General features: G+C 70.3%; 14 protein-coding genes and 1 pseudogene. 12 read left to right on the forward strand and 3 right to left on the reverse strand.

The features are described from left to right. The first annotated feature begins 111 nt into the window (after positions 1-111). The 5 genes from dapB to KUG41_RS09750 all read left to right on the forward strand — a co-directional run bounded on the left by dapB (position 112) and on the right by KUG41_RS09750 (position 3,471). Entirely contained in the window at positions 112-972 is an 861-nt protein-coding gene (dapB, locus tag KUG41_RS09730; protein ID WP_216903615.1) for a 4-hydroxy-tetrahydrodipicolinate reductase, read from the forward strand. A gap of 21 nt (positions 973-993) precedes the next feature. Beyond that, a complete protein-coding gene (locus KUG41_RS09735; RefSeq protein WP_216903617.1) occupies positions 994-1,641 on the forward strand; it encodes a hypothetical protein in 648 nt (215 codons plus the stop codon). Positions 1,642-1,742: 101 nt separating this feature from the next. Beyond that, the gene (locus tag KUG41_RS09740) at positions 1,743-1,997 is read left to right on the forward strand and encodes a high light inducible protein (RefSeq protein ID WP_216903619.1); all 255 of its coding nucleotides are present in this window, start codon (positions 1,743-1,745) and stop codon (positions 1,995-1,997) included. A gap of 99 nt (positions 1,998-2,096) precedes the next feature. Next, entirely contained in the window at positions 2,097-3,338 is a 1,242-nt protein-coding gene (locus tag KUG41_RS09745) for an FAD-dependent monooxygenase (RefSeq protein ID WP_216903621.1), read from the forward strand. Then, positions 3,301-3,471: a DUF2949 domain-containing protein gene (locus tag KUG41_RS09750; protein WP_371734105.1), complete on the forward strand. Its 171-nt coding sequence runs from the start codon at positions 3,301-3,303 to the stop codon at positions 3,469-3,471. The genes KUG41_RS09745 and KUG41_RS09750 overlap by 38 nt, the downstream gene beginning before the upstream one ends. A 33-nt stretch (positions 3,472-3,504) precedes the next feature. On the opposite strand, the gene KUG41_RS09755 is transcribed toward KUG41_RS09750, so the two are convergent. After that, on the reverse strand, positions 3,505-4,044 hold the full coding sequence (locus tag KUG41_RS09755) for an adenine phosphoribosyltransferase (protein ID WP_216903624.1): 540 nt from the start codon (positions 4,042-4,044) through the stop codon (positions 3,505-3,507). A 67-nt stretch (positions 4,045-4,111) separates the two neighbouring features. Here KUG41_RS09755 and KUG41_RS09760 point away from each other — a divergent pair, with 67 nt between their 5' ends. The 5 genes from KUG41_RS09760 to KUG41_RS09780 all read left to right on the forward strand — a co-directional run bounded on the left by KUG41_RS09760 (position 4,112) and on the right by KUG41_RS09780 (position 6,811). Beyond that, positions 4,112-4,666, forward strand: a complete 555-nt coding sequence (locus KUG41_RS09760; protein WP_254217071.1) for a DUF3038 domain-containing protein — start codon at positions 4,112-4,114, stop codon at positions 4,664-4,666. A 21-nt stretch (positions 4,667-4,687) separates the two neighbouring features. Continuing rightward, positions 4,688-5,320, forward strand: a complete 633-nt coding sequence (locus tag KUG41_RS09765; protein ID WP_216903628.1) for a DUF4335 domain-containing protein — start codon at positions 4,688-4,690, stop codon at positions 5,318-5,320. Between the two features lie 85 nt (positions 5,321-5,405). Beyond that, positions 5,406-5,651, forward strand: a complete 246-nt coding sequence (locus KUG41_RS09770) for a hypothetical protein (protein ID WP_216903630.1) — start codon at positions 5,406-5,408, stop codon at positions 5,649-5,651. A 10-nt stretch (positions 5,652-5,661) separates the two neighbouring features. Beyond that, complete coding sequence (locus tag KUG41_RS09775; protein ID WP_254217073.1) at positions 5,662-6,039, forward strand: hypothetical protein; 378 nt, start codon at positions 5,662-5,664, stop codon at positions 6,037-6,039. A gap of 253 nt (positions 6,040-6,292) precedes the next feature. After that, positions 6,293-6,811 (forward strand): hypothetical protein, encoded by a 519-nt coding sequence (locus KUG41_RS09780; RefSeq protein WP_216903632.1) that lies wholly within the window; start codon positions 6,293-6,295, stop codon positions 6,809-6,811. Here the strand turns inward: KUG41_RS09780 and KUG41_RS09785 are convergent. Then, positions 6,801-6,962, reverse strand: coding sequence for a hypothetical protein (locus KUG41_RS09785; protein ID WP_216903634.1), 162 nt, complete (start codon positions 6,960-6,962; stop codon positions 6,801-6,803). The two genes, KUG41_RS09780 and KUG41_RS09785, sit on opposite strands and share 11 nt — an antisense overlap. Before the next feature lie 128 nt (positions 6,963-7,090). Here KUG41_RS09785 and KUG41_RS09790 point away from each other — a divergent pair, with 128 nt between their 5' ends. Both KUG41_RS09790 and KUG41_RS09795 read left to right on the forward strand, forming a co-directional pair. Then, entirely contained in the window at positions 7,091-7,603 is a 513-nt protein-coding gene (locus KUG41_RS09790) for a tryptophan-rich sensory protein (RefSeq protein ID WP_216903635.1), read from the forward strand. Beyond that, complete coding sequence (locus KUG41_RS09795; RefSeq protein ID WP_216903637.1) at positions 7,569-9,134, forward strand: bifunctional aminoglycoside phosphotransferase/ATP-binding protein; 1,566 nt, start codon at positions 7,569-7,571, stop codon at positions 9,132-9,134. Before KUG41_RS09790 ends, KUG41_RS09795 begins: the two co-directional genes overlap by 35 nt. Here KUG41_RS09795 and KUG41_RS15625 read toward each other — a convergent pair. Then, a pseudogene (locus KUG41_RS15625) lies at positions 9,131-9,246 on the reverse strand (DUF4912 domain-containing protein); the annotation flags it as partial. The gene KUG41_RS09795 and the pseudogene KUG41_RS15625 overlap by 4 nt on opposite strands.

Below are 9,246 nucleotides of genomic sequence, written 5' to 3' on the forward strand. Positions count from 1 at the left end.
TGCGTTGAGCAATGTGAAGCAGCCTACGGAGCCCCCGCCGGGCAGGCGATCTGTTGCAGCGCAGCGTTACAGGCCCGTGCCACATAGGCTCCCCTGGAACGCGTGCCGCCCATGACCGCCTCCCCCCCCGCCCCTGCGGCCCCGATCCCGGTGGTGGTGGCCGGCGCCCTCGGCCGCATGGGCGCCGAGGTGATCAGGGCGGTGCTGGCCGCTCCGGACTGCACCCTGGCCGGCGCCATCGACACCACCCCCGGCCACGAAGGCGAGGACGTGGGCCTGGCCCTGGGGCTGGGGGAGCTGGAGGTGGCGATCAGCGCCGATTTCGAGGGCACCCTCTGCCAGGCGAGCCAGGCCGTGCGCCAGGCCGGCCCCGGCGGCGGCGCCGTGCTGGTGGATTTCACCCACCCCAGCGTCGTTTACGAGCACTGCCGGGGCGCCATCGCCTACGGCATCCATCCGGTGATCGGCACCACCGGGCTGAGCCCCACCCAGCTGGCCGATCTGGCCGCCTTCGCCACCAAGGCCTCCATGGGCGGCGCCGTGGTGCCCAACTTCTGCGTGGGCATGGTGCTGCTGCAGCAGGCGGCGGCGGCGGCGGCCCGCTACTACGACTATGCCGAACTCACCGAGCTGCACCACAACCGCAAGGCCGATGCCCCCAGCGGCACCTGCCTCAAGACCGCCGAACTGATGGAGGAGCTGGGCAAGGCCTTCAACCCCGCCCAGGTGGAGGAGCACGAGAGCCTGGCCGGCTGCCGCGGCGGGCTCAGGGAGAGCGGCCTGCGGCTCCATTCGGTGCGGTTGCCAGGGCTGGTGGCCCACCAGGAGGTGATGTTCGGCTCCCCCGGCGAGACCTACACCCTGCGCCACGACACGATCGAGCGCAGCGCCTACATGCCCGGCGTGCTGCTCACCGTGCGCAAGGTGCGCAGCCTGGGCGGGCTGGTCTACGGCCTGGAGCGGCTGCTGTGAGCCCCACCCGCAGCTAGGCCGATGCTGATCCCCCTCAAACCCGGCGAACTCTTCCGCCTGATCCCCGCGGTGGCCACCGGCCCCCAGTTCACCGCCAGCAGCGGCAACCCCCGCAAGCTGCTGCAGCGGGTGCTGATCTCGGTGATCGGCGGGGTGATCTCCCTGCTGATCAGCCAGGTGCTGCTGTTCCGCAGCCAGGCGGGCCCGGTGTTCCTGGTGGTGGGCTTCGTCTTCCTTCTCTATGTGCTCTGGGGCCCGATCCTGGAGGCGGGCCGCCGCAACGCGATCCTGCGCCGCTATCCGGCGGCGGCCATCTTCGAGGGGGTGGTGGCGGATGTGTTCCGCCGCGAGGTGGTGGAGAACCGGCGCGAGCAGGCCAACCGCCAGGGGCGGCTGGAGCTGGTGGAGAACCGCCGCACCTGGGTGTGCCTGGAGCTCGAAGATGAGGACGGCTACCTGGGCCAGATCCGCTTCCCCTACGAGAAGAAGCACGACCTGATCCGGCGCGGCATGGTGATTCGCTGCCTGGTGCTGAGCGAGCGCATGGACTTCTCCCGCATCGGCACCCTCTCCGACGGCTGGCTGCCCCAGCTGAAGCAGTGGGTGGGCGAGTACCCCTACCTGCTGCGGCCGGCCTTCGAGGAGCTCTGCCTGCGGCGCCTGGGCTGACCCCCTGCGCGTGCCTCCTCGCCATACCGAACGGACGGGAAACTGGACAGATCCGAAACAATGCGTTACAATTCACGAAACACAACGCAACGGAGTCACCCATGTCCACCACCGCCCCCACCGCTCCCGGCACCATCCGCGGCGCCACCGTCACCACCGAAGACGGCGGCCGCCTCAATGCCTTCGCCACCGAGCCCCGCATGGAAGTGGTGAGCCCCGAAAGCGGCTGGGGATTCCACGAGCGCGCTGAGAAGCTCAACGGCCGCATGGCGATGCTCGGCTTCATTGCCCTTCTCGCCACCGAGTTCGCCCTTGGCGGCGAAGCCTTCACCCGCGGTCTGCTCGGCATCGGCTGATTCCACACCCCTCCTACGGGGGAACCCAACACTGCGGGCATCCGATCACGGCTGCCCCCATTGCCGCAGCAGACTTTCTGTTGCGGCTTTTTGATGGCCATGCCCCCTCCGCTCCATGCCCGGGTCCACGGCGCCGGCCCCACCGGCGCCCTGACGGCCCTGGCCCTGGCGGAGGCCGGCTGGCAGGTGACCCTGCACGACCCCCAGCCCCCGGAGGCCCTGCAACAGCGCCAGCGGGCCTACGCCTTCACCCATTCCAGCCGGGAGCTGCTGCAGCGCCTCGATCTCTGGCAGGCGCTGCAGCCCGCCCTGGTGCCCTTCCGCCGCCTGCGGCTGCGGGATATGGCCACGGCGCGGAGCGCGGTGTTCGGTCCGGCGGACCTGCCCGGGGCCGAGGCGGTGGGCTGGATCGGCAGCCACGGGCCCCTGATGGCCCTGCTGCTGGAACGCCTGGGTCGCCACCCAGCGGTGCAGCTGGCCCTGGGCGATGCCGCTCCCGGCGATCCGGCCCCCGGCGGAACGCGTCCCGATCTGGTCGTGGCCGCCGACGGCCCCGAGTCCCCCACCCGAGAGGCCCTGGGCATCGGCCAGTGGCGGCACACCTACCGGCAGCGCTGCCTCACGGTGCAGGTGGAACTGCGCGGCTGCGCCGACGACGACGCCTGGGAACTGCTGCGGCCCGAAGGCCCCTTCGCCGTGCTGCCCCTGGGCGACGGCCGCTTCCAGCTGGTGTGGAGCGCGCCGGCGGCCCGCTGCCGCCAGCTGGAGGCCCTCGGCGATGCCCCCTTCCTCGACCGGCTGGCGGGGGCCCTGCCGGATGCGCTGCAGCCCGATGCCCTGCTGGAAAGCCCCCGCAGCTTCCCGGTGGCCCTGCAGCTGGCCCGCCGGCTGCACCGGGGCCGCACGGTGTTAGTGGGGGAGAGCGCCCACCGCTGCCACCCGGTGGGCGGCCAGGGCCTCAACCTCTGCTGGCGCGACGTGGCGGAACTGCACCGGCTGGCCCGGCGGGCGGCCCGGGGCACGCTCCATCCGCAACGCATCGGTGCCGTCTACGGCCGGCGCCGCTGGCCCGACCTGCTGCTCACCCTGCTGGCCACCGACCTGCTGGTGCGCCTGTTCTCCAACCGCCTCCCCTGGCTTCTGCCGCCGCGGCGTCTGGCCCTGGCCGTGCTGGGTCGCGTCTCCCTGGCCAGGGGCCTGGCCCTGCGGGCCATGAGCCTGGGACCTTGCCGGCTGCTGCCGGCGCCCCCACCATGGCGTCATGGTGATCAGCAGCTCGCCCCAGCCCCTGCCCTCCCCGGCCATGGTGCGCTATCTGCGCCATCAGGTGGGCCTGAGTGAGAACGCCCTCGAGCTGGGCATCAAGCAGTCCCAGCTCGAGCAGGCGCCGTTGCCGGCGGTGCTCTGGCGCTTCGGCCTGATCAGCCTGGAGCAGTTCGACGCCGTGATCACCTGGCAGGACCAGGAGGGCTGAGCGCCCCCGCTGCGCTCAACGCCCCAGGCCCCCTCAGCTGTAGATGATCAGCGACTCGATCGGGTGCTCCTCGGGCAGCCGGCGGCGCCCCTCCAGGGCCGCCAGCTCCGCGACGAAGCCGAAGCCGCACAGCTCCCCCCCGGCCCGCTGCACCAGTTCGGTGCAGGCCGCCGCCGTGCCGCCCGTGGCCAGCAGGTCGTCCACGATCAGCACCCGCTGGCCGCTCCCCAGGGCATCGCTGTGGATCTCCAGACGATCAGTGCCGTACTCGAGGCTGTACTCCACGCCGATCACCTCCCCCGGCAGCTTGCCGGGCTTGCGGACGGGCACGAACCCCAGCCCGGTGACGGTGGCCAGGGCGGTGCCGACGATGAAGCCGCGGGATTCGATGCCCACGATCAGATCCGGCTGCACCCGCTCGCAGAGCAGGCCCAGCAGGCGGATCGCCTCGGCCCAGCCTTCCGGATCGCGCATCAGCGGGGTCAGGTCGCGGAAGAGGATGCCCGGCTTGGGAAAATCGGGAATGTCCCTGACCCAGGCGCGCAGATCGATCGACGGGGGGCTGCTGGGCATCGTGCTGGTGAGGGGACCGGTACCGGCGACGTGACGGATGGACGGCGCCGCTGGCATCATCGCAGTCATGGCCAAGGACATTTCGGACGCGGCGATTCAGGAGCCGTCCTCGCGCGCCCTGCCCCGCCGGGGGCTGGAGCGACTCGATCTGATGCTGCTCTGCATGGAGGCCCTCGACCTCAACGGCGGGGAGGCGATGGTGTGGCTGAGCGAGCAGCTGGGTTACGGCAGCCTCTTCCCCAACCGGGTGGAGCTGTGGAAACGCCGCTGTCACAACCCGCTGCGGCGCACCTGCCGTCGTGGCGAGGTTCCCGCCAGCGAGACCGACGCCCTGATCCGCATCCTCTGCGTCATGGCCGACCGCCTCTACCCGATGCTGCGCTCCCTGCTCTCCAGCAACGAGCCGGAAGAGGTGGCCCGCGAGCGCTGGGCCCTGTTCCAGCAACGGCTGGGAGAGCTGGTGCAGGAGCGCATGAATCCCCGCCGCAGCGGCGTCCAGAAGCTGCTCGACCCCAGCGACGGCGCCGCCCAGCGGCTGCAGCTGGTCCGGGGCCTGAGCCTCTGCGCCGGCCACGGGGGCTTCGATCGCATCAAGGCCAGCCTGATGGACGCGGTCGCCTGACTCCCTGCCGATGAGAGCGCCATGGTTCAGAGTGCCGCGATGAAGCAGAGACTCGTCTTCGATCAGCTCAGTTGCCGCCTGCAGGTGGACGGGCTGCCCGACGTGTCCGTTGGTCAGAGCGGCACGGCCCTGGGGATCATCACCGGCTGGAGCCTCCAGTGGGTGGGCAGGCCGCTGCTTGAGGGCCGCCGCGAGCATCTCCAGGCCCTGATGCAGGTGGTGTTTCCCTACGCCAGGCACCTGATCAGCGGCGTGCGCCGCGACTTCAGCGTCGCGGGGGAGCCCGTCGACATCGGCCCCCACGCCGAGGGCGGCCACCGGCTGCTGCTGCGCAGCAGCCAGCCCGACACCCCTCCCCTGGAGATGCGTCTCGACGATGCGGAACTGGCCGATCTGGTGCGGGTTCTGGATCAGCTGCGCCTTGATCCCCGGCTGCAGCTGCCCCTGGCCGTGCCCGAGCCCGAGCCCCTCGGGCCCAGGGAACTCCTGGAGCGCATCCCGCTTCGCCGGCGGCTGACCGCCCCCCTGGGTGGGGCAGCGGTGCTGGCCGTCTCGGCGGCCCTGGTCCTGCTGCTGCCGCCACCACCCCAGCCCCCCCTGGCTCCGCCGGCCGCCCCCGCCAGCGAGGCCACGCCCGCCGGCTCCCGTCCCTGAGCCCCGCCGGATCCGCCGCCCAGTTGACTTCGGCGCCGCTCTGGTCACACTGAGGTCGTTCATTCACCCTGCTTGCTCCCATGCCATGGGCCTGACCTGGTCGGAACTGCGCCGCCGGGTGGCCCGACTCGGGGCCGCCCTCGATGTGGTGGTACGCAGCGATCCCGAGGTCTGCGGGTTGAGCGGCTCCCATTTCCATCTCACCCTCCACCACGGCGGTCAGGGCGACTGCACGGTCAACGACCTGTCCCTGATCGATTGCCCCAACGAACTCGTGCTGATGGAATTCGAGCGTTGGATGCGGGGCGCCGGCTATGCGCTGGATCCCTGACCCCCAGGCCATGCCCCAAACCCCCCATCCGCTCCATCTGCCGACGCCGAAGGGACCGGCACCGGGGAAGGGTCTCCAGCTGCGGCGGAAACGACGACGGCCGAGCTCCCGCTGGCGTCAGACGGGGGCTGGTCTGCTGCTGATCCTGGCGGGGGCCCTGATCCTCACCGGCCTGATGCAACTGCCCGAACGGCTCGATGCCCTGCTGCTGGTCAGCAATGCCATCGCCAATCTGATCAGCGGGCTGAGCCGGCTGATGATGGGGGTGCTGCAGCTGGGCAGCGTGATCGTGGTGGCCCTGCTCGCCCTGCTGGCCCTGCTGCTTCTGGTGGGGGGCAGCGTGCGCCTGGTGCGGGCCGTCAGCTCCGGGCACCGCCATCCCCCCTGAGCGGGGGCATCGCCCGGTGAACACCGCCCGCCTCAGCGGTGCAGCTGCTGAAACCAGAAGCCGGCCAGTTGCCAGGACGACAACAGAAAGATGGCCAGGATCAACCAGTTGAGCCAGGCAGGACGGTCGCGGTTTTCGAACATGGCGGCAGGGAGGTCGCATCCATCCTGCCGATCCTGCCAGTGGGCCTGCCCCGTGACGGTCGGTGGCACCAGACGGATGTCAGCCGCTGCGGTGCTTCATGGTGTTCGGCATGCCTTCCGGCGGGGCTTCGGCGCCTGGATCTGTCGCCCTGCTCTCCTGCCTCGGGTTTCCCGGCTGGGGGGGACTGCACCTGATCGTGCCCAGCCCGGCGGATCCGGCCGGCCTGGCCAGCCGGCTGGACTCCGCGGTCGGTGACTGCGAGGCCGATGACGAGGCGGATGGTGGGAGCCGGCCGGCCGGCCTGCTGCTGCCGGCCCTGCTGCGCCGACATCGCGATCTGGAGCCCCTGCCACCGGGCACGGTGCCGTGGGTGGGTGCGGATCCCCAGGCCTGGCCCCTGGCCTGGGGCCACCGCTACCTGCTGGTCTGCCGCTGGGGTTCAGCCCATGCGCTGCGGATCTCCGCCTGGAGCCGGCAGGGGGAACCAGGGGCCTGGGTCCGCGCCTGCGGCCCCAGGCCCCTGGGATCCTTCCGGCACCGCTTTCTGACCCTCAACGACCCGAGCCGGCTGGCGCCTTACGGCGCGAGCCGGTGTCGTCGGGGACCTGGCGCGGAGATCAGGAGATGACCAGGGCGACCCCCAGGCCGACCACCATCAGGGCAATGGCCCCAACGGCCCAGAGGGCATGGTTCTGGGCATCCGCCCTGGTCTCTCCCATCACCATCGTGCCTTCATCGGCGTAGAGGTTGTCGTGATTCTCGAGGTCGTGGGTGTGCATGGAGCCTCCATCAAGCTCGTGGGACCCTTCAAACCTACGTGCGGAGTCCAGCACGGTCGGACACCCACCGGACATCCCGACCCCATGGACGCGATCCCTGCGGCGCTGAATAATGCCTGGGTCTGCAGATGCCCGTGCCTCCCTGGTCACTCATCCTGATCGCCATGCTCGTGGTGACCCAGGCCATGAATCCCACGGAAAGGGATTTCATCTGGTTTCGCTCCTTGCAGCGGCCGGGGTGGCTGAGTCTGCAGATCTGGCTGCCAGCCGCCTGGTTCGTGATCAACATCACCTTCTACCTTTCGGCGCTCCGCTGCTGGGAAAGGAGCAGGAACTGGAGCTGGGTGGTTGCCTACATGATTCTGCTGATCCTGCTGCGCAGCCACCCCTATGTGATCTGTCGCATGCGCAGCCTGCCTTCCGGCCTGCTCTTCTGGCTGATCAGCTGGATCGCCAATCTGGTCCTGGCCATGCTGGTGCGCCCCATCGCCCCCACCGCCTCCCTGTTGCTGCTTCCGGCCCTGCTGTGGACCCCGGTGGAGGCGGTCATCACTTACCAGATGATTGGATTGAACAGCAAGCAGAGCCGCAGCGACCGTGGACCCGATGATCGCCGCCCTGCTCGATCCCGGCGCCTATGACCATCCGGTCGATCGGATCGAGTGCCTGGAGACCCATATCTCCTGGGTCCTGCTCACCGGCACCGTCGCCTACAAGATCAAGAAGCCGGTCAATCTGGGGTTCGTCAATTTCTCCACCCCGGAGCGCCGCCTGGGGTTCTGCCGGGAGGAGCTGAGGCTCAACCGACGGCTGGCCCCGGATCTCTATCTGGGGCTGAGTCCGGTGCACGGCCCCGCGGAGCAAGCCAGCATGGCCGGGCCGGGACCGGTGATCGACACGGCCGTCCGGATGCGCCAGTTTCCCCAGAGCGCCCTGCTGCCCGCTGTGCTGAACCGCGATGGCCTCGGCCACGGCCAGCTCGAGGCCCTGGCGGATGATCTGGCCGCGTTCCACGCCGCGGCGGCGGTGGCCGGCGAGAACGACCCCTACGGCACTCCGGACGCGGTGCAGGAGCCGGCGGCGGCCAACCTGGAGGTGCTGGAAGCCTGCGGTGGATCGCTGACCCGGGAGCTCGCTCCCCTGCGGCCATGGATGGACACGGAGTTCCAGCGGCTGCGATCCACCTTCGAGCAACGCCGCAGCCAGGGCCGCATCCGGGAGTGCCACGGGGATCTGCACCTGGGCAACATGCTCCTGGAACGCGACCGCATCCAGGTCTTCGACTGTCTGGAATTCAGCCCTGCTCTCCGCTGGATCGACGTGATCAGTGACATGGCCTTCCTGGTGATGGATCTCGACCATCAGGGCCGGGCCGACCTCGGCGCGACCGTGCTCAACCGCTGGCTGGGCCGCTGCGGTGACTACGCCGGACTGCTCACCTGGCGCTGGTACCGCGTCTACCGGTCGCTGGTGCGGGCCAAGGTCTGCGCCCTGCGGCTGGGTCAGCAGGATCCCGCCGCCGGCCCATCGGGCCCCATGGCCCGAGAACTGGAGCGCTACCTCCGGGGCGCCGTGGCCACCACATCAACGACCCCGGCGGCCCTGGTGATCACCCATGGGGTGTCCGGCAGTGGCAAGAGCCACCGGGCGCGCCAGCTCTGCCGCCGCCCGGGCTGGATCCAGCTCAGTTCCGACGTGGAGCGCAAGCGCCTGTTCGGAGCCTGGGGCCAGGGGGATGGGCCGGCCCTGCGCGGCGATCCCTACCGGCCGGAGGTGAGCGAGTGGCTCTACGCCGACCATCTTCCCGCCCAGGCCGGCCGGATCCTCCAGGCCGGGTTATCGGTGGTGGTGGATGCCACCTTTCTGCTGCGCCGCCAGCGGCGGCGAATGCAGGAGCTGGCCTGCGAGCAGGGCGTGCCGTTTCTGCTGCTCGACTGCCCCAGCTCCCCGGGCCTGGCCCATCGGCGCATCACTGAACGGCAGCGCCAGGGCCATGACCCCTCCGATGCGGATGGAGCCGTGCTCGAGAGCCAGCTCAGGGAGATGGAACCTCTCGGCGCCGACGAACGGGCCCTGTGCCTCTCTTTGGTCGGGGATCCGTCAGCCGTGGAGCTGATCGTCCGCCTCGAGGCACGACTGGGGCTGCCGGGGGGGGCTGCAGGAGAGACCTAGAACCATTCGGGAACAGCCTCTTCCCGGGTGTTCACATCGGCTTCCGGGGTGGTGCGGCGGAACTCCATGGTGATGCTGCGCTTCTGTTCCCCGTCGGCGGCCACGGCCTCGA

The organism is Synechococcus sp. CCY 9618, assembly GCF_019038415.1.
Lineage (GTDB): Bacteria > Cyanobacteriota > Cyanobacteriia > PCC-6307 > Cyanobiaceae > Cyanobium.

Coding starts and splice junctions, on each gene's coding strand:
- KUG41_RS09750 (WP_371734105.1), top strand. CDS start 3,301: ATGGTGCGCTATCTGCGCCATCAGGTGGGCCTGAGTGAGAACGCCCTC.
- KUG41_RS09755 (WP_216903624.1), bottom strand. CDS start 4,044: ATGCCCAGCAGCCCCCCGTCGATCGATCTGCGCGCCTGGGTCAGGGAC.
- KUG41_RS09740 (WP_216903619.1), top strand. CDS start 1,743: ATGTCCACCACCGCCCCCACCGCTCCCGGCACCATCCGCGGCGCCACC.
- KUG41_RS09745 (WP_216903621.1), top strand. CDS start 2,097: ATGCCCCCTCCGCTCCATGCCCGGGTCCACGGCGCCGGCCCCACCGGC.
- KUG41_RS09760 (WP_254217071.1), top strand. CDS start 4,112: ATGGCCAAGGACATTTCGGACGCGGCGATTCAGGAGCCGTCCTCGCGC.
- KUG41_RS09780 (WP_216903632.1), top strand. CDS start 6,293: ATGCCTTCCGGCGGGGCTTCGGCGCCTGGATCTGTCGCCCTGCTCTCC.
- KUG41_RS09765 (WP_216903628.1), top strand. CDS start 4,688: ATGGTTCAGAGTGCCGCGATGAAGCAGAGACTCGTCTTCGATCAGCTC.
- KUG41_RS09735 (WP_216903617.1), top strand. CDS start 994: ATGCTGATCCCCCTCAAACCCGGCGAACTCTTCCGCCTGATCCCCGCG.
- KUG41_RS09795 (WP_216903637.1), top strand. CDS start 7,569: ATGATCGCCGCCCTGCTCGATCCCGGCGCCTATGACCATCCGGTCGAT.
- KUG41_RS09775 (WP_254217073.1), top strand. CDS start 5,662: ATGCCCCAAACCCCCCATCCGCTCCATCTGCCGACGCCGAAGGGACCG.
- KUG41_RS09785 (WP_216903634.1), bottom strand. CDS start 6,962: ATGCACACCCACGACCTCGAGAATCACGACAACCTCTACGCCGATGAA.
- dapB (WP_216903615.1), top strand. CDS start 112: ATGACCGCCTCCCCCCCCGCCCCTGCGGCCCCGATCCCGGTGGTGGTG.
- KUG41_RS09790 (WP_216903635.1), top strand. CDS start 7,091: ATGCCCGTGCCTCCCTGGTCACTCATCCTGATCGCCATGCTCGTGGTG.
- KUG41_RS09770 (WP_216903630.1), top strand. CDS start 5,406: ATGGGCCTGACCTGGTCGGAACTGCGCCGCCGGGTGGCCCGACTCGGG.